This window comes from Mycobacterium sp. NGS51 (assembly GCF_059812525.1).
On the sequence record NZ_JCALCV010000001.1, the window covers coordinates 218,438 to 239,435 of the forward strand.

The window sequence follows — 20,998 nt, forward strand, 5'->3', positions numbered from 1 at the left end:
GCCAAACTCTACCATCAGGCTGAACAATCGAACGAATAGTGCCTAATTGCTCAGCTATTGCCCAGTCGGGGGTGCACGCTCGATGAGCTCAAGCCAGTTACCGTCCGGATCGGTGAGCATCAGCCCGCGATTGCCGCCGCCGAAGACGGTTGTGCGCTCGGCGTGAAGTTCGCCGCCCAGCCGCGTGATCGCGTCCACGAGGCGGTCGGGATCGTCGACGCGAAACGAAAGATGGGTAAAGCCCAACGCGTTCATCGGGCGGAGCCCGCCGCAATCGACGGTTCGCGGTGTGGCATATCCCAAAAGCTCCAGGCGGAAGCCATCCCGTTCCAGATAAACCAGCTCCAGCACCAGGCCGGGCACACCGAGCAGTCGGGCGCTCGCGTCGTCGTCGACCTTCATCCGGCCCACTTCGCTGAATCCCAGTGCAGTGCGATAGAACTCGGTGGAGCGTTGGATGTCACGAACGCACAACCCGATGTGGGTCAATCGGTGGCCCGTGTTCACGTCTGCCGTTCGATCAACGTGTGCAGCAATGAGTTGTGTTCGCCCAGCGACGGCGGCCGCGCGGGCGCGACGGTCGGCGTTTCGCTGAACAGGTACGGTGTGCCCGGATAGGTGATGGTTCTGCCCAGTTCCGGGTGGTCGACGCGGACGTGGAAGCCCCGGGCGACGGTGTGGTCGTCGTCGAAAGCGGCGTCCGGCGGTAGCACGGCGCCGGCCGGAAAGCCTCGGCTCTGGCTGGTGATGAAGAATTCCATGGCCGGCAGCCGGGCGGCGATGAGCCGGATGGCGTCGCGGGCCGCGCTCAGGATCGCTGTCGTTTCATCGTCCGCGCCGATCATGGCGAGGTCTACGGGTGTGTCACGCTGCGCGCCGAGCTCGAGAAACACCGCCTCGGGCAGCTCGTCGGTGAGATTGAGTTCGTCAAGCCAGACCGACAGCCGCGCGAAGTCCTCGGGCTTGCGCGGCAGTACTCCCGTGGTGGCGTAATACCCGTCGGCGCAACGCACCTGAACCGGCGCGCTGGGTTCGGGGTAGGCGTGCCGGCCGGTCTGTCGCAGGCACACACCCTGATTCACCAGCCAGTGGTAGGTCGTCTGTTCACACGTGACATTGCAGGCGGCGCTGACATTGAGGTCGACGAGCTGGCCCTGCCCGGTCTGGTCCCGGAAGGCCAAGGCCGCGAGTGCGCCGATGGCGCAGTACATTCCCGCGACGTTGACCGACTGGTCCCCCGCGCCGCAGATCGGGGGCAGCGTGTGATCGTCATACCCGCAGTTCCACACCGGGCCGCCGCCGGCGAGCATCGTCAGGTCGGTCACCGGCTGACCGCCACGGGCGCTGTGCAGTCCGAATGGGCTGACCGAGATCCAGATCAATCCGTCGTGGCCACCTCGACTGCGCTGGTAGCCGACCGCACCGTCGGCGAGTTGGTCGCCCTCGGCGATCACGACGTCGGCCGTGCCGATCAGCCGCTGCAGCGTCTCGATGCCCTCGGCGGTGTCGAGGCCCACAGTGACGGCTCGTTTGCCGGCATTCTGACCCCACCAGCGCAGGCTCCGGTCGTCACCGCGTTCGTCGTCGACGAACGGGGGACGGGACCGCTGCGGCGACCCGTCCGGCGGTTCGACCACCACGACGTCAGCTCCGAGCTCGGCCAGCACGCGGCCACCCACCGGGGTGTACTGGCCGGTGAGCTCGACGACCCGAATATCGGTTAATGCGCTCAGATCACACCTCGCTCGGACCACGCCGCGAGTTCGTCGTCGCTATGACCCAGAAGCTCGCCGAACACCTCGTGATTGTGCTGGCCCAACCGGGGCGCCGCAGACGCGATATGCCACGGCGTTGCCGAGAATTGCATCGGAATCCCCTCCACCCGGACCTCTCCGATGTCCGGGTGCACCACCGTCGGAAACAAGCCCATCGCGGCCAGCTCGGGGTCGTCGTCGATGCGCTCACGTGGGCTCTTGACCACGCTCGCCGGCACACCGGCCGCAATCAGATCCTCGGCGAGCAGCACAGCGTCCCGAGATGCGGTGGCAGCACCGACGATCCGGTCCAACTCGTCGCATGCCCGCACCCGCTGTTCGAGGGTGCCGAACCGATCGGATGCCAGCGCCGGTTCATCGAGCACCTTGGCAAGCAGTCCGAGTTCCCGATCGTCGCGGCACGCAATGGCGATCCAGCGGTCTTCGCCCTGACATGGATAAATGCCGTGGGGAGCCATCTCGTCGAAGTCGGCGCGATTGCCACCAGGCATACTGCGACGCCGGTTGACGGTCCAGTCCAGCACCTCGGTCGGCAGCATCGCGATGGCCGCCGGCACGGTGGCCAGATCAACGTGCTGTCCCACGCCGGTGCGCTCGCGGTGGTGCAGGGCAGCCAGGATGGCGATCGTCATGTAAAACGCGGAGCCGTGATCCATGTACGAATAGCCCCATCCACAGGGTTCGGTGTCCGGGAGGCCGGCCGTGAACGTCAGCCCGCTTGCGGCCTGCACGATGGGCCCCCAGGTTTTGAAGTCCCGATACGGTCCGGTGTGGCCGAATCCACAGTTCGACACGTAGATGATGTCTGGCTTGATCTGACGCAGGTGGTCATAGCTGAACCCGAACCCGCTGAACACGCCGGACGAGAAGTTCTCACACACAACGTCACTGACCGCGATGAGCTCACGCAGCAACTCCTTGCCCTCGTCGGTCCGTAAGTTGATCGTCACGCCGCGCTTGCCGACGTTGTGATTGTTGAAGCCCGCGCCGAGGTTCACGCCGCGGCGATCGTCGATGTAGGGGCCAACTCCACGCATGGCGTCCCACAGACCCTGGGTCGCCGGGTCTTCGACACGGATGACCTCCGCGCCGAAAGCGGCCAGGATCTTGGTGGCTCCCGCCCCGGCGAGCTGCCCGCTGAGGTCGCACACGCGGAGGTGGGACAGCGCGCCGGTCACCATGCAACAATAAAACAAAAAGTGTTCTGCTGACAATTGCGCCGGTGGGAACCTCAGTATCGGCCCGGTTCTCGCAGATTAACAGTGAGTGTTCTATTGTTCCATCTATGGCGACGATCACGACAGCCCGCTTCGACGATCCGGCGTTCTACCTCGGCGACCCCAACGCGACGTTCAGGGAACTGCGGCAAGCCGACCCGGTGCACTGGTACGAGGAGGGCAAGTTTTGGGTCATCACCAAGTACGAAGACATCAAGAACATTTCGGCCCGGCCCGAGAAATTCCGCTCAGAGCGCATCGGGATCATGATGGACCTGATCGCTCACCGGTACGGTCAAGACCCCTGGGGCTACCAGAACCGCGGCATCATGTTCATGGATCCCCCAGAGCACCGAGCGCATCGCAAGGCCATCGGCGTGCGTTTCACGCCGGCTGCGGTGGCAAAGATGGAGAACCGGGTTCGCCAGGTTGTCCGCGACACCCTCGACGCGTTGCCCGACGGCGAATTCGACTGGATCGAGAAGGTCGCCGAGCCCATCCCGGTGTACGTCTTCGCCTACCTGCTCGGCGTACCCGAAGAGGACTGGCCGAAGGTCGCGAATTGGGCCACCACGATCGCCAATGTGGGCAGCGGGCTGGCGAGCGACGGCGACATGGAGTTGATCTTCAATCAGATCGGCCCCTACTTGCTGGGATTGGTGGCCGAACGGGCGGAGAAACCGACCGATGACCTGCTGACCATGCTGTCGACCGTCACAGTCGACGGCGAGCCGTTCTCCGAGACCCAGGTGATGATCTACGCGCTGACCCTGCTCGCGGCGGGAAGCGAGACCACGCAAAGCCTGATCGCGGGCGTCGCCGACTGTCTCGACCAACATCCCGACCAGGCCGAGAAGCTCTTCGCCGATCCCAGCTTGAGCGGCAACGTCGTCGAAGAAGTTCTGCGCTACTGGACACCGGTGATGAGCATGGCCCGCCAGGCCGCCCACGATGTCGAGCTGCGCGGCGTGACGGTCAACGAAGGTGACGGAGTGCTGATGGCCTATGCCTCGGCCAACCGGGACGAGGAGCACTGGGGACCCACCGCCGAACAGTTCGACATCAACCGCGCCGACGCCGCCGGCCATCTCGGGTTCGGTGTCGGCGAGCACTTCTGTATGGGCGCCGCACTGGCTCGGCGCGAGGCGCGCCTGCTGCTCGACGAGATCGCCAAGCGTGCCAGCGGTATTCAGGTTGTCGGCCAGCGGGTGCAGCGCTCGTCGGCGCTGGTGCATACGCATGATCGACTGCCCGTGGTGTTGCGCTACCGCTGAGGAATGGATGCGATGAGTGGACCGATGGCCGGGGTCCGAGTGCTCGAGGTCGCGCAGTGGACCTTCGTCCCCGCTGCCGGAGCGGTGCTGGCGGATTGGGGCGCCGACGTGCTCAAGATCGAGCACCCGCGCACCGGTGACTCGCAGCGCGGGCTGCGGCAGCTCGGCAACGTCAAGGTCGAGGGTCGCCGCAACCCGGTGATGGAGCACGCCAATCGCGGTAAAAGGTCGATCGCGGTGGATATTTCGACACCCGAAGGCCACGAGTTGCTGATGGATATCGCCCGCACCAGCGATGTGTTCCTGACGAATTTCCTGCCCGGCGCGCGCACGAAACTGAAGATCGACGTGGCCGACGTTCGCGCGGCAAATCCGGACATCATCTATGCGCGCGGCAGTGCCTTTGGCCCACTGGGCGACGAGGGCGGCACCGGCGGCTATGACATGACCGGTTTCTGGAGCCGTGCCGGCGGTGCGGCCAGCGCAACACCGAGCGACCTTGACGGTGTCATCGCCCAGCCGGGACCGGCCTACGGCGACTCGATCGGCGGAATGACCATCGCCGGCGGGATCGCGGCAGCGCTGTTCGAACGCGAACGGACCGGCACGGCAAGGGTTGTCGACATCTCGCTGCTCGGAGTCGGCGTGTGGTCGATGGGGGTGGCCGTCAACGCGGCGCTGGTCAGCGGTGAGCCCTGGGTGGCGAATCCGACCGGCGCAAACGTGACCCCGCACAATCCCCTGGTCGGCTTCTACCGCACGAGCGACAACCGCTTCCTCGGATTGTCGATGCTGCAGGCGTTCCGGTATTGGCCGGACTTCTGCGAGCGGGTCGGGGTGGGACACCTGGCCGCCGACGAGCGGTTCGCAACGCACGAACTGCTCGCTCAGAACGCCGCCGCGGCCACCGAGATTCTGCGGAAAGCGATCGGCGAGCAGCCCCTGGCGCATTGGCGCGAGGCGCTCACCGGGTTCGAGGGGCAGTGGGCGCCGGCGCTGAACACCGCGGAGGTGGCTACCGATCCGCAGGTGCGGGCGAACGGCGGAATCGTCGGGATCGAGCACGACGGGGAATCGTTCGATCTGGTGGCCAGCCCGGTGTTGTTCGATGAAACACCGCTGACGCTCGGTCCATCGCCGCAGTTCGCCGAGCACACGGAGGCGCTGATTCTCGAACTCGGCGGAGACTGGGACCGGATCACCGCGCTGAAGGATGCCGGCGCGATCGCCTGAGCGCTACGCCGCCGGGCCGAGCAGCGCGACGACGCAGGAGCCCCCACCGCCGACGGCCTGAGCGAGCCCGATTCGTGGCTGCTGGACTTGACGCGACGCCGCCTCTCCGCGTAGCTGACTGACTACTTCCGCGGTTTGTGCGAGTCCGGTCGCCCCGATCGGATGACCGCGCGCGATACATCCACCGTCGGTGTTCGTCGGCAGCCGCCCCTTCGAGGTGAGGCCGTCCGACAACGCCAAGTCGATCACGCCCTTGGTGTCGGTGAGGCCCAGGGCGATCAACGCGGTGATCTCCTCGCTCGCGCACATGTCATGCAGGGAAACCACACCCACGTCCATGGGACGTACGTCCGCGGCGGCGTAAGCGCGCTGAGCGGTGTGCGTGATCTGTGACGGCGGGCCGACGACCGGACCCACCAGCGGCCAGGCCGGATCCTCGGGCCAGCTGGTCTGCTCTATTGCGAGCACCGGCACCGACCGCGGACGCGCCTCGGCGGTGATGACCGCCGCGGCCGCGCCGTCGACGGACGCATGGCACATCATCTTGGTCAGCGGCTCGGCCACCATACGGGCCGCCAGGATCTCCTCGACCGTGACCTCTTCGTCGTTTCGCCTGGCGGCCAGCGGGTTCCGGCGTGCTTGGTTCCATGACTTCGCGGCTACCGCGGCGATCACGTCGGCGTCGCAACCGGCGTCGTGCAGCCATCTGGCGGCTTCGATGGCGTAGTGCAGTTGCGGCGGAAACCGCTCCCAGAAGCTGGTCGCCGCCGGCATCACCCCACCCGGCTCCAGAGCTGTCGTCTTCTCATAGCCCACAGCGAGCGCGGTGGTACAGCGGCCCGACGCTACCGCCCAGACGGCGTGCCGCAGCGCGACCATCCCACCCGCAGAGGCACTTTCGGTGGCAGTGACCGGAACTCCGGTGCGGCCCAGCTTATGTGCCACCTTGAGCCCGGTCTGCGGAGGGGCCAGCGCGGAGGCGGTGAACACCTCGCCGACCGTGTCGTAGCCGACACCCGCGTCGGCAAGCGCCTTTTCGGCGGCCGCGACGCCGAGATCGGCAAGGGGCGTCCCGCCATGCTTGCTGAACGCGGTGGCCCCGATGCCCGCGATATGGACACCGGTCATGCGGGATCCGCCACGAACAGCTCGACCTCGGTATCGCCGAGAGTCGATTCGATGAGGCGACCCGTTGTTCCCGGGGCAGGCCGGGGTCCGGAAACCAGGACCTGGCGACGCCCGTCGGCGGTGTCGATCCAGGCAACGCTGTAACCGTCCTGCCCGAAGTCGGCCAGCGGTGACTTGGATGGAACGAAGGTGGAGGCCCAAACGGTCGCCGGGTGATCAGCGGGCATTGGTCATCCTCTCGAAGGCGGCGTTGGCGTTGCCGAGCGCCGGCGGGGGTCGCAGGGGGATCGGTCCCTGTCCCACGAACCGCCATGGCAGGCCGACCAATCGCGCTGTCCCGATCTCGGGGTCGGGATGCGTGACTTCGGGGAAGAAACCCCGTGCGACGAGATGCGGATCGTCCACCAAGTCCTCGGCGCGCTGCACGAGCGCCGAGCGAACGCCATGGCCCGTCAATCGCGAGACCGCTTGTGCGCCCGCGATGCTCGCCACCGCAAGCGCGATGTCTGCCGACGTCGACAACGGGGCGCTGTCGAGGGCCTGCGCCAGACGATTCCAGTCGGCGGCGTCGAGCAACTCGACAGCTACCCACCGGTCGTCACTGCTGCGGTACACCCCGCGGTGTACATCGGAATCACCAACCGGAGCCTCGATGGATGCGGCGGCGACGAACTCGGCGACGGTCGACGCGACGACCTCGGCCATCGACAGGTCGACCACGGCGCCGGTGTCACGCGCGGGCCCGATTGCCCATGCGGCAGTGGCAACTGCGGCGACCACCGACGACAGCGGGTCGGCGACGACGGTTCCCAGCCGCGCGGGTGAGCCGTCAGCATCGCGAGTGAGGCCGGCCAACCCGCCGTAGGACTGAACGTTGTTGGCGTACACCCGATATCCACCGAGCGGGCCCGCCGACCCGAACCCGGACACCCGCACCGCGAGTTTTCCGGAGTCCGCGACGGATGCCGGGTGCACGCCGAGACGGGCCAGCCGTGAAGACCCGACGTTCTCGATAAGTACGTCGGAGTCGGCGATCATGCCACCGACGTCCTGCACTGCGTCGCCCGGCTCGATCAGCACGCTTTGCTTGGAGTGGTTGGCCACCGCGAAGTAGGCTCCGCGTTCCACGCCCGCCTGACCGCCCGCGAAAGGCCCGGTGCGCCGGTAGATGTCGAGGCGATCGGGGAATTCGAGCCGAACAACCTTTGCGCCCATCGCACCGAGCAGCGCGCCGACAATCGGACCCGCCAGCACGTGTGTGAGTTCGGTGATCCGGAGCTCATCGAGGCGACCGGTGCGCGGCCGGCCGGCCGGCCGGCCAGGTTGCACAACCCAGGGGTTGCCGAGGACGGTGACGGAGCGACCGCCCAGGGCTGTCTCGAAAACCGAGCCGCGGTTGAGGAATTGGGGCGAGGTGAGTAATTCATCGGGCGAGTTGACCGGCGTCGACGGCACGCCGTTGGCCTGAAGCAGCGAAGCGCAGGCCGCCTTGTCGCGGGTGGCCGCCCAGGCCGAGACATGTTCGTTGATCAGGTCGGCGTGTTCGATCCGCGCGGAGCGTTCGTCGAGACCTACTGCCCAGTGCGGGTTTTCGAGAGCAACCAGCAGACCTTTCCATTGGTGGTTCTCGACGGCCGTGATCCGGACAAGGCCGTCGCGACAACCGAACAGCCCGGAAGGAGCGAGGTAACGTCCGCTGCCGGCCCGCCCGGGACATTGGTAGAGCACGTGCGCGCATTCCGGCAGTGCCGCGGTAAACACCACCGCCTCTTGCACCGAGAAGTCGATATGCACGGCTTCGCCAAGTGCATTGCGTCGATCGAGCCCGTGCAGTGCGGCGAGCGCGGCCATCGCGCCGGCCGCCTTGAGCGCGATGTAACCCGGTGCGGGAACCGGCGTCCCGTCGGCCCCCTCGATGGTGGCGAGCATGCCCCCGCTGGCCTGGGCGACGAGCTCACCGCCAGGATCAGACGACCGCGGGCCGTCCAGACCGAACGGACTGATGGTCACGACGACGCCGTCTCCGCTGTGGTCGAGGGGAGCGGTGCCGTCGATGACCACGATGTCCGCCTGGCCGATCAGCGTCGACGCCGCCGACGGGGAATCGAGGGTCCTTTTGTCGCGGTCTAGCGTGAGGTCGACGGCCGGCACCGGCCCGGCGGTCGTGGCAATGATCAGCCCTGCCCGCCGAAGGTCGGCGCCGTCGGACGGTATCTTGGTGACGTCGGCTCCCAGGCTGGCCAGCATGGCCGCCGCGGCGGATCCGGTTATTCCGCCGCCGATTTCGAGAACCGACACTCCAGCCAGAAACGGCGAACGAGTCATCTGCTTGCCAGCCATTCCGTGACTACTGCACGGTGGCCGGCGCGCGGCCCGAGCATCGCGGCGACGCACGCCGCGCGCCGGAGGTGGACATGGGCCCGGTGTTCCCAGGTGTAGGCGATGCCACCGAAAACCTGGATGGCACCCTCCGGTACTGCCCGCAGCGAGTCGATCGCCCAGAACACCGCCAGCGACACCAGCGCCGCACGCTCGGGATGGTCGTGTTCGCAGGCGTCGGCGGCCCGGTTGACCAGGGCCCGGCCTACCTCTATCGCGGCGCGGTGATCGACCAGCCGGTGCTTTATCGCCTGGAACGAACCGATCGGCCGTCCGAACGCGACGCGCACCTTGGCGTACTCCGTGGCCGCTTCGTTGGCCGCAGATGCGATGCCGACCAGCTCCGCGACCTGCGCGACGCGTGCCCGCCGCATCGCGTCATCGTGGCGCCGCATCGCCTCTTCGCCTTCGGCGATCAGCTGAATCGGCGCACCCTGCAGTGTGATTCGTGCGGCCGGATTGTGGTCGAGCGGACACAGCGGCTCGCGCTGCACGCCGGGTCCGGCCGGGTCGACGACACCGAGGACGGTCTTGTCGCCGGTCGCCAGCACCAGCAGTCTGGTGGCCACCGCACCGTAGGGCACCACCGGCCAGCTTCCCGACACGTCCGATGCAGTCAGGGCGGCCGGTGCGTCCAGCAGCAGCGCGATCCCGTCGCCGCACCTGTTTTCGCACCATCCCGCGGCCGCGGCGGCGGCTAATGGAACGGGCGCCGCAGCAGCGCCGGTCGCTTCGGCGAGCACAGTCAACTCACGAAGGCTGCCACCACCTCCGCCGGCGGCTTCACTGATCAAGACAGCGGGCCAGCCCAGTTCGGTGATCGTGCGCCACAGGTCGTGGTCGAACGCCGGCCCGGGGCCGTCGAGAAGTTTACGGCACCGCTCGACCGACCACGCCCTGTCGAGTACCGCATCTGCGGATTCGCGCAACTGCGCGAGTTCCGCGGCGGTGTCGGCGATCTCGCTGAGAGCGGTAATGGACTCACGCGTCACGAGGCAGGCCCATGAGTCGCTCGGCGATGACGTTGCGCTGGATTTCCGACGTCCCGGCGCCAAACGTGGCGGCTCGCATCAGCAGGTAGCTTTGCGCGACGTTGCCGCTCTTGGCGCTGCCGGCGGATCCCCGCTCCAGGGTGCCTGCGGGACCCGCCAGGTCCAGGCCGAAGTTGGCCATTGCCTGGTCGACCTCGGAGGTCAGCAGCTTGGCCACCGATGCTTCGGGTCCGGGGCTGACACCGCGGATACCTGCGGCGGTGGCCTGCGCCGCGATTTGCCGCAGCGCTTCTACCTGAGCCGCGAAGCGCACCATCGTGTCGGCCACAAAGGTGTCCTGTAACCCGTTATCCGTCAACGTGTTTGGCTCCCCAGCCATCTTGGCCAAAATCGCCAATCGTCGTTCGACGCGATGCGTGCGGCTCTGTCCCACCCGCTCGTAGCCGAGGGTGGATTTCGCCACCTTCCAGCCATCGTGCAACGGGCCGAGCACATTCGCCAGGGGCACCCGCACCGAGTCGAAGAACACCTCGTTGAATTCCGCGCGCCCGGTGATCTGTCGGATCGGCCGCACCTCGATTCCGGGCGTGGCCAGCTCGACCAGAAGGTAGCTGATTCCCTCGTGCTTGTCGGCGCCGGGATCGGTACGCGCCAGGATGTAGATCCAATCGGCATACTGCGCTTTGGAAGTCCAGATCTTCTGGCCGGTGACGATCAAGTGATCGCCGTCAATTTCTGCTCTGGTCTTCAGCGAGGCGAGGTCGCTGCCGGCCTCAGGCTCGGAAAAACCTTGGCACCAAACGTCTTCGGCGGACAGAATCCGAGGAAGGTAGTGACTGCGCTGGGCGTCGGTGCCCCACTGGACCATGGTGGGGCCGAGCTGGTTGATGGCGCTGCGGTTGATAGGTTCGGGTACCCGGGCGGCGGCCATCTCAGCGTTGAAGATCAACTGTTGCGTCGCTGTGGCGGCGCGCCCGCCGAACTCGACCGGCCACGAGATGGCGGCCAGTCCTGCATCGTGAAGTCGGCTCTGCCATAGCCGCATTCGGGCAAGCTTGTCGCCCTCGCTGCCGTCGGTGCGGCCGAGGTCGGGAGTCAGCGCCGAGGCGAGGAAGCCGCGAATCTCGTCGCGAAAGGCCCGATCGCGGTCATCGAGCGTGATCCCGTAATCGGGGTCGGTCACGTTCCGCCGCGGATGATCGAGGCCATCCGCTCCTTCATCTCACCGTAGGTGATCGCGGCTATGCCGGCCTTGGGTGCGCGGCCGGCGTCGACCTTCGGTGCGGCCAGGTCGAGCCCGACTATCTTGTCGCGCAAGGCAGCAACGGTGCAGGCTTGCCGGCCCAACCGCTCGACGGCGTCGTAGCCGAAGGCGTGCGCCGCGTTGCGCCAGGTGATCGCCTCGACCTCATCGGACGAGCAGCCCTCCAGTTGCGCGGCGAGCTGCTCCGGCGCGTCGGGCCAGCTGCTGTCGGAATGCGGATAATCCATTTCCCAGCAAATGGTTTGAACGCCGATCCGATCGCGCATCTCGATACCGACCCGGTCGCGGATGAAACATGACATGAAATTGCGGCGGAAGACGTCGGTGGGCGTGCGGTTCTCACCGAGGTCGTCGCCAGTCCAGGCGCGCTGGCGGGAGTAGATGTCCTCGAACCGTTCGAGCAGGAATGGAATCCAGCCGATGCCGCCCTCGGACAGCGCGAACTTGATCGTCGGAAACTTGGTGACAACCGGCGAGAACAGCAGGTCGGCGGTGAACCGCATGGTGTCGATGGCCAGCATCGAGTTGTACGCGAGGTAGGTGGTCTGGTCCGACGGCACCGGAACCCCGCCGCCGGTGCCGATGTGGATGTTGACGACGGTGTTGTGCTCGCACACCGCCGCCCACAGCGCATCCCACTGCGGGTCCTGCCACGGTGGCTGTCCATAGCTACCGATGTGCTGGGGCACCGTCACCGCCTGGCAGCCGTTGGCAGCCAGGCGGCTGACCTCACCCGCGGCCAGCACGGGATCCCAGAGCGGGAGGATTCCCAGCGGAATGAACCGGTCGGGATGGCGGCCGCACCAGTCCTCGACGTGCCAATCGTTATAGGCGCGCACCATGGCTTCGGAGACGTCGCGGTCCCCGCGGTAGGTGAACAGGGCACCGGAGATGGTGGGGAACGACGGGAAGCACAACGACGCCAAAACGCCCGAAGCGTTCATGTCGTCGACGCGGGCATCGACGTCGTAGCAGCCGGTGCGCATGTCCTCGAATCGCGAGGGCTCAAAACCCCATTCGTCGTTGGGGCGGCCGGCAACCGCGTTGAGCCCGATGTTAGGCATCTGCAGGCCCGCGTATTCCCAGTAACACACGCCATGCTCGTCTTCGACGATCCGGGGCGCGTCGTCCGCAAACCGGCTCGGTACCCGGCCCTTGAACATGTCGGCCGGCTCGACGGTGTGGTCGTCGACGCTGATCAGGACGAGGTCGAGTGGATCGATCACCGGAAATATCCTAGACTTGTGAACAGAATATGTACAAGTGTTCCATCGCCTTAACCATTGACGGGCGCGGCCGCGTCCGCCAGCCAACCGGCCATGGTGCTGTAGATCAGCTCGATTCCGCCCCGGGCGCCGGCGTCGTCGCCGACCGGCTCGTAGTCGATGTCCCAGGTGGCCATCGAACCCGCATCGGCCGCGCCGTCGTTCGTCACCGTGACGACGGCCCGAAACCGGCTCACCGGCAGCGGGGAGTCCGTTATCTCATACGACAGCGCATTCTGCTCGGGCTTGACCCATATCAGCGTCTCGACGGTGGGTGTTCCCCCGCTGCCACCGATGATGCGCCGCATACCAGGGCCCTCGCGCTCGACCTGAACGTCGCCCGCGACAGGGATCCAGCCGACGCTGCCGAAATCGGCCAGGATCGCCCACACGGCTTCTGCCGGCGCGGCAATACGCTTGCTGACGGTCATCGTGGCCATGCAGCGAACGTACCATCTCGTGTAACAATTGATCGGCAAGTGTTCTTATGTGCCGTCGCTGAGGGCACCGAAACAGAGGTGACATGAGCACCGACGAGCAGGCCGGCCTCGACATCGAGGTCGACGAGGATTGGGTCCGCTACGCCGTCATCGAACCGCACATCGCGCAGATCACCATCAACCGGCCGGACCGCCGCAACGCGATCCTATCGCCGGATATGCATGTGCTGTTGAAGGATCGCCTCGACCGGGCCGAAGAGGACGACGACGTGAAGGTCGTCGTGCTCGCCGCCGAGGGCAAGAATTTCTGCAGCGGCGACGACGTTCGTCGGTTGCCGGTCGAGGCGGCCGGCCTCAAGAAGGGCAAGCGGTTGCCGCAGACGGCTCGGCTCGGCAACGCGCGCCGGCTACACCGCCACCTGGCGAATTGGCTGGAGTTTCCCAAAACGGTGATCGCCGCGTGCCAAGGTGCGACGTTAGGGGCCGGGATGAACCTGGCTCTCGCCGCGGACATCCTCGTTGTCTCCGACGACATGTATCTGGCCCGGCCACAAGCCCGGATCGGCTTCGCCGGCTTCTCCACTGCGATGCCGCTGGCGCTGCTCAAACTGGGACCCAACCGCGGTTATGAGGCGATGATCACCGGTCGCAAGGTGCCGGCCGCCGAGTTGCGGGACTGGGGAGTGGCCGCATCGGTTGTACCGGCCGAAGGATTGCACGATGAGGCGCTGCGGTACGCCAGGGCGATCGCGCACCATTCCGCCGATGGCTTGATGATCGGCAAGCATGCGCTCATCACGTTCTGGCACGCGGTAGGAATGGCGCAGTTCGGGGACTGGGTTCCGATGGCGCACAGCGTGTTCAGCAATTTGTCCTGGCGTGACGACGAGTTCAACTTCATGAAGGAGCGCAGCGCGCGCGGGGGGCGCGAAACGTTGGCGGAACTCGAGCGCCGTTATGCCGAGTGGGGATTTGAGTAGATAATACAAGTATACAGTCATTGTACGTTTGTTCTGTATGCTGGGCGTGTAACCGGTACGAAAGCGAGAGACGATGGGTGTGCTGGACGGACGTACCGCGCTGGTGACAGGCGCGGGTCGCGGCATCGGGGCGGCGGTTGCCGAGGGGTTAGCCGCCGAAGGCGCCACGGTTATGGTGTCCGACGCCGGTGTCAGCGTCGACGGTACGGGGCATGACAGCGGTCCGGCCGAAACGGTTGCCTCGGCGATCAACGAACGCGGCGGCAAAGCATTTCCCGACGGCACCGATATCACCGATTTCGCCGCCTGCGCCGACTTGATCGGCCGGGCCGCACAGACCTTGGGCGGTCTCGATGCCGTGGTTAACGCGGCGGGGATTCTGCGCGACGGCATGGTGTTCAAGATGAGCGAGCAAGACTGGGACGCGGTGGTGGCAGTGCACCTCAAGGGCACGTTCAACATCACTCGCCATGCCGCCGGATGGTGGCGGGAGAATCGCGGCGGCCAGTACCGACTCATCAACTTCACGTCGATGTCGGGCCTGCAAGGTGCCCCCAGCCAGCCGAACTACGCCGCGGCGAAGATGGGCGTCGTCGGGTTGACGTTCTCCTGCGCGAACGCGCTCAAAGGCTACGGGGTGCGGTCCAACGCCATCGCGCCGATCGCGGGAACCCGTATGACGCAAGGCATCAAGGGCGGTGGAAGCATGGACTACTCGGATGCCAACGTCCGTCTTGCGCCGAAGAACTGCGTGCCCCCGGTGGTCTATCTGGCCAGCGCTCAGTCTGATTGGCTTAACCGTCGGGTCATCTTCGCGGGCAACGGCCGGATCAGCTTGATGTCGAATCCGGTCGTCGAGCGCGAGATCGTATCTGCTTCTGGCACTTGGGACATTCCCACCGCATTCGCCGAGATCGAAACGGCGTTCAAGGAAGCGGTGCTGTGGCCGAACATCTTCGACAAGCCACCTGCCGGCTGATCAGAGCAGCGAGGTGAAAGTGTCCGAACTAGCGACGCAGCGGGTGCCCGAAAAATTCGCCTGCGGTGAGACTTTCGTTCCCAAGAGCCGCTACATCGACCCGGAATTCCTTCAAATCGAACTCGATCGGTTGTTCACTCAGGTGTGGCAGGCCGCCTGCCGCGAAGAAGAGATTCCCGATCCGGGGTGTTACTGCGAGTACTCGGTCGGTCGTCAGTCGCTAGTAGTGGTGCGCCAGAAAGACGGCGGTATCAAAGCCTTCTACAACACCTGCGCCCACCGCGGAATGAAGGTCGTGCGCGGGACCGGCTGCGCCTCCGACGGAACCCTGCGATGCGAATTCCACGGCTGGCGTTACAAGTTGGACGGACGCTCGTCTTTTGTGCCGTGCCGTGACGAGTTCGCCCCGCGGCCCAGCGAAAAGTGGGGACTCACCCCGATCAAGGTCGGCACGTGGGGTGGCTGGGTGTTCATCACAATGGCCGACGATCCGCCGGACCTGCTGGAATGGCTCGAACCGATGCCCACCGCGCTGGAGCCGTTCCGCCTGCAGGACATGCGCTACCGATGGCGCAAGCGAACCTGCCTGCCCGCCAACTACAAAACCGTGGTCGACGCATTCATCGAGGGCTACCACACCCCAGGCACCCACCCGCAGACCATGCGGGCCACGCAGGGGCCGCGGCCCTCGGCGGAACCCGCGCAGCCGCAGGAATATATCTACGCCCCCTACACCCCGACGATCACGTACCAGAATCACTCCCGGTTCGTCTACACCCAACGTCCCGACACGGCCGACCGGGACAGTGCTCGCCAGCAACAGGCGGCCCGGCCCGAAGTATTCGCCAGCTCAATGCAGTACAACTACCTCGAGGTCGGATCGCTGGTCACCGAGCGGGATTATCGGGCGGCTCTGGCGCTGGCCACGATGGAGCCGAGCGAGGTTCCGCCGTTCGTCCGTTACCACCAGATGTGTGAGGAACTTGCCCGTGCCGAAGGTGTCGACTTCCCACGGATGTCGATGGAGCAGTACTTCGCGGGTAACGGTGATTGGCATGTCTTTCCGACGCTGGTGATTCTGGTCGAGAAGTCGTGCCTGCTGGGTTATCGGATGCTGCCGCACGCCGATGACCCCAATTGGTGCACGTTCGAGATGTTCTCGCTGGAGCACTTCGCTCCCGGCGAGGTGCCGGAGACGAGCTGGCAGGAGTTCGAGCGCTGGCAGGACCACGACGGCTGGGGTGAGCTGCCGACCCAGGATCTGAAGAATATCGGTGCCATCCACGCCGGCATGCATTCGAAGGGCTTTGATGGCTTGTGGCTCAACACGGCTCAAGAGATGTCGATCCGTAACGAGCATCGGATCGCTGACCGGTTCCTCTTCGGTATCGACGACCGGTGAGCGACGCCGCGCGGCCGCTCCCGCTGCTTACCGCTGTCAACCGGAAGTTCTGGACTTCGGGCGCCGACGGGGTGCTGCGCATGCAGCAGTGCGCGGCCTGCGAGCGGCTCGTTCATCCACCCGCGCTGCGCTGCCCCTACGACCACGGCGTGCCGACGTACGTGGCGCTCAGCGGCCGGGGGCGGGTGGAGTCCTGGACCACCAATGAGCATCCCTGGTTCCCCGGCTTCACGCCGCCGTACGTCATCGCCTTCGTCAATCCGATCGAAGACGCTCGCGTTCGCGTGCTGACCAACTTGGTGAACGTCGATCCCGACGACGTCACCCCGGCGATGGGAGTCCGGGTCACCTTCGAAAGGTGTGTCGACGGCGACGACGAGATATTTGTTCCACTCTTCGAGCCGGAACTGTGATGACCGCTTCCCTCGCCGGTTCGATCGTGATCAGTGGTGTCGGACAGTCAGAAATCGGCAGACGGCTGGACCGGGATCCGTTGCAGCTCACCGCCGATGCATGCATTGCCGCCGTCGGAGACGCCGGCCTCACCCTCGCCGACATCGACGGCTTGACGACCTATCCCGGGGCGTCATCGGCAGGACCGGGCTTTTCTGGCGCGTCGCTGCGCGAGATCCACGACCTGCTGGGCATCAAGCCGAACTGGGTCGCCGGCGGAGTCGAGTTGGCCGGTCAGCTGGGGGCGGTCGTCGACGCCATGCTGGCCGTCGCGGGTGGCCTGGCCAACCATGTGCTGGTATGGCGCAGCATCTGGGAGGGCAGCGCCCAAGGGTCCGGCAGGCGCAAGGGCTACGGCGCGCCGGACGGGCGCCCAGGCGGGCAACTTGCCTGGCAGTTACCATACGGAGCCACCGCGGCAAACCTGGCGGCCTTACAGATCCGCGCTCGGATGCTGCGTTACGGGCTTACCCGCGAACAGCTTTCGTCCGTCGCGATAACGCAGCGCGCGCACGCAGCCCTCAACCCGTCGGCGATCTACTCCGAGCCACTCGATTTGGACGCCTATCTGGGGGCACGGATGGTGTCCGACCCGCTGTGCATGTACGACTGCGACATCGCCTGTGACGCGGCGACCGCGTTCGTGGTATCCCGTGGCGATCACGCGAGTGCCCTGGATCATCCGGCCGTCACCGTCGAAGCGTTGGATTGCGCCCACCACGACCGGTTCCTCTGGGAGGCCGGCGAAGACATCACCCGCATCAGCTCACGCTGGTCGACGATCTGGGACCGCACCGACTTCACCGTCGCCGACGTTGATTACGCCTCACTGTATGACGGGTTCAGCGTGTTCGTGCTGTGCTGGCTGGAGGACTTCGGGTTCTGCAAGGTCGGCGAGTCCGGTGAATTCGTCGCCGATCGCGCACGCATTTCGCTTGGTGGCGAGCTGCCGATCAACACCGCGGGTGGACAGCTTTCCGGCGGACGCCTGCACGGCTTCGGGCATCTGCACGAAGCGTGTCTTCAGATACGCGGCGAAGCAGGCGCCCGGCAGGTCGACGGTGCGGCCCTGGCCGCCGTCGGGGTCGGTGCGGCGAACAGCGGCACGACGGCGATGTTGTTGCGACAGCTTTAAGGTCAGTCCTTGCACAACCACGCCATGCATCGGACGTTTCGTCCCAACCCGACCCGCGAGAATGCTGACGTGACGTTCCCGCCTATGCAGGTCGTTCCCGTTGGCTGCGGCCAGGCCTCCGACATGTTGCGGTGCCCACGTGATGTGAGCGGACAGCAGTGTTTGTCCACCCGCGGCAGTGCCACCAGCTGCGAGATTGATAAGGTCCGCGCCTAAAACCCTGCCGCCTGGCCGTCGCGGCGCGGATCGCTCACCGCCAGATAGCCGTCGTCGAGTCGCCAGATGGCTTGGCAGCTGCCGAACTGGTTGTAGTCGTCAACGACCGCCAACTCGTGGCCACGCCGCTGCAGTTCATTGAGGGTGGACGGCGGAAACCCTTGCTCGCAGCTCACCTGCCTGCCCTGCAGCCAGCGGAACCGGGGGCCATCGCACGCCGCCTGGGGGTTCTGGCCGTGGTCGACGATGCGCACCACAAGTTGCAGGTGACCCTGCGGCTGCATGGTTCCGCCCATGACGCCGAAGCTCATGACCGGAGCACCGTTTTTGGTCATAAAGGCGGGGATAATCGTGTGGTAGGGACGCTTATTCGGCCCGACTCGGTTCGGATGTCCCGGCGTCACAACGAATCCCACGCCGCGGTTCTGCAACGAGATCCCAGTGCCGGGCACCACCACACCGGACCCGAATCCCACGTAGTTCGACTGGATCATCGATACCATCATCCCTGCGGTGTCGGCTGCGGCGAGATACACTGTGCCGCCGTTCGGCGCGCCGGCGGTGACAGGCTGTGCATGCTTGAGATCGATCCTCTTCGCCCGCTCCTTCAGATACTCCTCGTCGAGGAGGTTCTCGGGGCGCAACGGCATGTGGTCGATGTCGCCGACGTAGGCCTGAGCATCGGCGAAGGCGAGCTTCATCGCTTCGATCTGCAAATGCACGCTGTCGGCGGAATCTACTGGCAAGGCGGTCATGTCGAACTGCTCGAGGATGCCGAGCGCGATCAATGCGGCGATCCCCTGACTGTTGGGCGGGATCTCGTGGATGGTGTAGCCGCGGTAGTCGCGGCCGATGGTGCCCACCCAATCGGCCCGGTGGGCGGCCAGGTCGCTGACTCGCATTGCGCCACCGTGAGCGCTCGAATGCGCCTCGAGTTGAGCCGCCAGTTCTCCGCGATAGAACGCCTCGCCATTGCTGGCCGCGATCTTCTCCAGCGTGGCCGCAAGATCGGGAAAGCTGACAACTTCACCGGGGCCCGGTGCGCGGCCTCCGGGCATGAAGTACTGGGCAAACCCAGGCTGGGACTTGAAGAATGGGAGCTGCATCGCCCAGTGTGCAGCCACCGTCGGCGACACCAGAAAACCTTCGCGGGCGTAGGAGATTGCCGGCTCGAAGAGCCGGCCAAACGGTAGTTTCCCGAACTGGGCGTGCAATTCGGTCCAGGCTGACACCGCCCCGGGGACGGTCACCGAGTTCCAGCCGAATGCGGGCACACCGTTGCCGCCGAAGTATTCCGGCGTCCACGCTGCAGGAGAGCGGCCCGACCCGTTCAATCCGTGCAGCCGCCGGCCGTCCCAGACGATCGCGAAGGCGTCCGATCCGACGCCGTTGGATACCGGTTCCACCACGGTGAGGCTGATGGCCGCGGCGACGGCCGCGTCTACGGCGCTACCGCCGTCGGCCAGCATCCGAAGTCCGGCCTGCGCGGCCAGCGGCTGTGATGTGCACACCGCGTTGCGCGCCAGAACAGGCTTGCGCGGCCAGTCGTAAGGCAAGTCCCAATCGAAGGGCACGGTCACTGTGGGATCGTAAGCCTCACGGTGGTGCCCAGGTTATCGTCGCCACTACGGTAGTTGATACGATTAGTCTTTCTACGCTGGCTTCGAATTCGCGACCGAAGGTTGACCACATGCCCACGCCCGTCATCGTCAGTGCCGTCCGGACCGCAATCGGAACGTCGTTCAAAGGCTCGCTGGTCAACACTCCCGCGGAAGCGCTCGCCACCACCGTGCTGGCCGAAGCGGTCCGGCGATCCGGTGTCGAGCCAGGTGTCATCGATGACGTGATCTTTGCTGAGTCGCATTATGGCGGTGGCGATTTGGCACGTTACGCAGCTGCAGCCTCGGATATGGTTTCGGTGCCCGGCCAGGCCGTCAACCGGCATTGCGCAGGCAGTCTGACAGCGGTCGCAAACGCCGCCGCCCACATCGGTTCGGGCGTCGAGCGGGTAGTGGTGGGCGGCGGAGTGCAGTCGTTGTCGACGGGTCCGCTGATGAACTGGCGCATCCCGGGTCCGACCCTGGAGTTCGAAGAGCGGTGGATGCCGCCGACCCACGTGGAGACGCCCGATGCGCCCACCCGCGACATGTCCATCACGGTGGGCTGGAACACCGCACAAGCTGTCGGCATCACCCGCGAAGAGATGGACGCCTGGGCGCTGCGGTCACACCAGCGTGCGGTCGCGGCGATCGACGGTGGCGCGTTCGTCGACGAGATCGTGCCGCTGAAAATTCAAGGACCTCAGGATGCGCTCGTGGAGTTCAGTGTCGATGAGCATCCGCGCCGCGACACGAGCCTGGAGAAGTTGGCGTCACTGAAGGTGTTGCACCCCGAGATCGAGGGTTTCTCCGTCACCGCCGGTAACAGCAGCGGCACCAACGACGCAGCAGCCGCTTTGACCCTGGCCGACGACGGCTTTGCCCGCTCGGCCGGGCTGACCGTGCTGGGGACGGTCAAGACGTGGGCATCGGTCGGCGTCGAACCCCGGGACACCGGACTGGGGGCGGTCCGGGTGATCGGCAAAGTGCTCGACCGCGCCGGGCTGTCGCCCGCCGACGTCACGCTGTGGGAGATCAACGAGGCGTTCGCGTCAGTTCCGATCGCCGCGTGCCGTGAGTACGGTCTCGACGAGGATCGGGTCAACATCTACGGCAGCGGGTGCAGCCTGGGCCATCCGATCGCGGCCACTGGCGCGCGGATGCTGACCACGCTGGTACACGAATTAGGCCGCCGCGGTGGCGGGATCGGGGTGGCCGCGATGTGCGCGGGCGGTGGCCAGGGCGGCGCGGTCGTCATCGAGGTGTAA

The 20,998-nt window shown here is 65.9% G+C and carries 19 protein-coding genes; 8 read left to right on the forward strand and 11 right to left on the reverse strand.

Translation table 11 applies throughout. From position 1 onward, the window contains the following. Nucleotides 1-54 precede the first annotated feature (54 nt). The 3 genes from AC5Y5W_RS01160 to AC5Y5W_RS01170 are packed head-to-tail and all read right to left on the reverse strand — an operon-like array spanning nucleotide 55 to nucleotide 2,953. Nucleotides 55-507, reverse strand: a complete 453-nt coding sequence (locus tag AC5Y5W_RS01160) for a VOC family protein (RefSeq protein ID WP_500008675.1) — start codon at nucleotides 505-507, stop codon at nucleotides 55-57. Next, nucleotides 504-1,754 (reverse strand): CoA transferase, encoded by a 1,251-nt coding sequence (locus tag AC5Y5W_RS01165; RefSeq protein ID WP_500008676.1) that lies wholly within the window; start codon nucleotides 1,752-1,754, stop codon nucleotides 504-506. Before AC5Y5W_RS01165 ends, AC5Y5W_RS01160 begins: the two co-directional genes overlap by 4 nt. After that, nucleotides 1,730-2,953: a CaiB/BaiF CoA transferase family protein gene (locus tag AC5Y5W_RS01170; RefSeq protein WP_500008677.1), complete on the reverse strand. Its 1,224-nt coding sequence runs from the start codon at nucleotides 2,951-2,953 to the stop codon at nucleotides 1,730-1,732. The genes AC5Y5W_RS01165 and AC5Y5W_RS01170 overlap by 25 nt, the downstream gene beginning before the upstream one ends. A 107-nt stretch (nucleotides 2,954-3,060) precedes the next feature. On the opposite strand from AC5Y5W_RS01170, the gene AC5Y5W_RS01175 reads away from it, so the two are divergent. Beyond that, the gene (locus AC5Y5W_RS01175; protein WP_500008678.1) at nucleotides 3,061-4,266 is read left to right on the forward strand and encodes a cytochrome P450; all 1,206 of its coding nucleotides are present in this window, start codon (nucleotides 3,061-3,063) and stop codon (nucleotides 4,264-4,266) included. Between the two features lie 12 nt (nucleotides 4,267-4,278). Further along, a complete protein-coding gene (locus tag AC5Y5W_RS01180; protein ID WP_500008679.1) occupies nucleotides 4,279-5,499 on the forward strand; it encodes a CaiB/BaiF CoA transferase family protein in 1,221 nt (406 codons plus the stop codon). A gap of 3 nt (nucleotides 5,500-5,502) precedes the next feature. Here AC5Y5W_RS01180 and AC5Y5W_RS01185 read toward each other — a convergent pair whose 3' ends face one another. From AC5Y5W_RS01185 to AC5Y5W_RS01215, 7 genes are read right to left on the reverse strand one after another with little or no spacing between them, the layout of a single operon-like run. Then, complete coding sequence (locus tag AC5Y5W_RS01185; protein ID WP_500008680.1) at nucleotides 5,503-6,627, reverse strand: thiolase family protein; 1,125 nt, start codon at nucleotides 6,625-6,627, stop codon at nucleotides 5,503-5,505. Continuing rightward, a complete protein-coding gene (locus tag AC5Y5W_RS01190; protein ID WP_500008681.1) occupies nucleotides 6,624-6,854 on the reverse strand; it encodes a hypothetical protein in 231 nt (76 codons plus the stop codon). The genes AC5Y5W_RS01185 and AC5Y5W_RS01190 overlap by 4 nt, the downstream gene beginning before the upstream one ends. After that, complete coding sequence (locus AC5Y5W_RS01195; protein WP_500008682.1) at nucleotides 6,844-8,967, reverse strand: CoA transferase; 2,124 nt, start codon at nucleotides 8,965-8,967, stop codon at nucleotides 6,844-6,846. The genes AC5Y5W_RS01190 and AC5Y5W_RS01195 overlap by 11 nt, the downstream gene beginning before the upstream one ends. Next, the gene (locus tag AC5Y5W_RS01200) at nucleotides 8,949-9,998 is read right to left on the reverse strand and encodes an acyl-CoA dehydrogenase family protein (protein WP_500008683.1); all 1,050 of its coding nucleotides are present in this window, start codon (nucleotides 9,996-9,998) and stop codon (nucleotides 8,949-8,951) included. The genes AC5Y5W_RS01195 and AC5Y5W_RS01200 overlap by 19 nt, the downstream gene beginning before the upstream one ends. Further along, nucleotides 9,988-11,181, reverse strand: coding sequence for an acyl-CoA dehydrogenase family protein (locus AC5Y5W_RS01205; RefSeq protein WP_500008684.1), 1,194 nt, complete (start codon nucleotides 11,179-11,181; stop codon nucleotides 9,988-9,990). Before AC5Y5W_RS01205 ends, AC5Y5W_RS01200 begins: the two co-directional genes overlap by 11 nt. Further along, a complete protein-coding gene (locus AC5Y5W_RS01210) occupies nucleotides 11,178-12,488 on the reverse strand; it encodes an amidohydrolase family protein (protein WP_500008685.1) in 1,311 nt (436 codons plus the stop codon). The genes AC5Y5W_RS01205 and AC5Y5W_RS01210 overlap by 4 nt, the downstream gene beginning before the upstream one ends. Before the next feature lie 50 nt (nucleotides 12,489-12,538). Continuing rightward, entirely contained in the window at nucleotides 12,539-12,967 is a 429-nt protein-coding gene (locus AC5Y5W_RS01215) for an SRPBCC family protein (protein ID WP_500008686.1), read from the reverse strand. A gap of 83 nt (nucleotides 12,968-13,050) precedes the next feature. Here AC5Y5W_RS01215 and AC5Y5W_RS01220 point away from each other — a divergent pair, with 83 nt between their 5' ends. From AC5Y5W_RS01220 to AC5Y5W_RS01240, 5 genes are all read left to right on the forward strand, one after another. Beyond that, nucleotides 13,051-13,947, forward strand: a complete 897-nt coding sequence (locus tag AC5Y5W_RS01220) for an enoyl-CoA hydratase/isomerase family protein (RefSeq protein WP_500008687.1) — start codon at nucleotides 13,051-13,053, stop codon at nucleotides 13,945-13,947. Between the two features lie 73 nt (nucleotides 13,948-14,020). Then, nucleotides 14,021-14,926 carry an SDR family NAD(P)-dependent oxidoreductase gene (locus AC5Y5W_RS01225; protein ID WP_500008688.1) on the forward strand — a complete coding sequence of 302 codons (906 nt, stop codon included), beginning with the start codon at nucleotides 14,021-14,023 and terminating at the stop codon, nucleotides 14,924-14,926. A 19-nt stretch (nucleotides 14,927-14,945) separates the two neighbouring features. Continuing rightward, nucleotides 14,946-16,328: an aromatic ring-hydroxylating oxygenase subunit alpha gene (locus AC5Y5W_RS01230; RefSeq protein WP_500008689.1), complete on the forward strand. Its 1,383-nt coding sequence runs from the start codon at nucleotides 14,946-14,948 to the stop codon at nucleotides 16,326-16,328. Further along, on the forward strand, nucleotides 16,325-16,741 hold the full coding sequence (locus tag AC5Y5W_RS01235) for a Zn-ribbon domain-containing OB-fold protein (RefSeq protein ID WP_500008690.1): 417 nt from the start codon (nucleotides 16,325-16,327) through the stop codon (nucleotides 16,739-16,741). The genes AC5Y5W_RS01230 and AC5Y5W_RS01235 overlap by 4 nt, the downstream gene beginning before the upstream one ends. Beyond that, on the forward strand, nucleotides 16,741-17,916 hold the full coding sequence (locus AC5Y5W_RS01240) for a thiolase family protein (RefSeq protein WP_500008691.1): 1,176 nt from the start codon (nucleotides 16,741-16,743) through the stop codon (nucleotides 17,914-17,916). The genes AC5Y5W_RS01235 and AC5Y5W_RS01240 overlap by 1 nt, the downstream gene beginning before the upstream one ends. 212 nt (nucleotides 17,917-18,128) lie before the next feature. Here AC5Y5W_RS01240 and AC5Y5W_RS01245 read toward each other — a convergent pair whose 3' ends face one another. Continuing rightward, nucleotides 18,129-19,712, reverse strand: coding sequence for a gamma-glutamyltransferase family protein (locus AC5Y5W_RS01245; RefSeq protein ID WP_500008692.1), 1,584 nt, complete (start codon nucleotides 19,710-19,712; stop codon nucleotides 18,129-18,131). A gap of 110 nt (nucleotides 19,713-19,822) precedes the next feature. On the opposite strand from AC5Y5W_RS01245, the gene AC5Y5W_RS01250 reads away from it, so the two are divergent. Then, nucleotides 19,823-20,998 (forward strand): thiolase family protein, encoded by a 1,176-nt coding sequence (locus AC5Y5W_RS01250; protein ID WP_500008693.1) that lies wholly within the window; start codon nucleotides 19,823-19,825, stop codon nucleotides 20,996-20,998.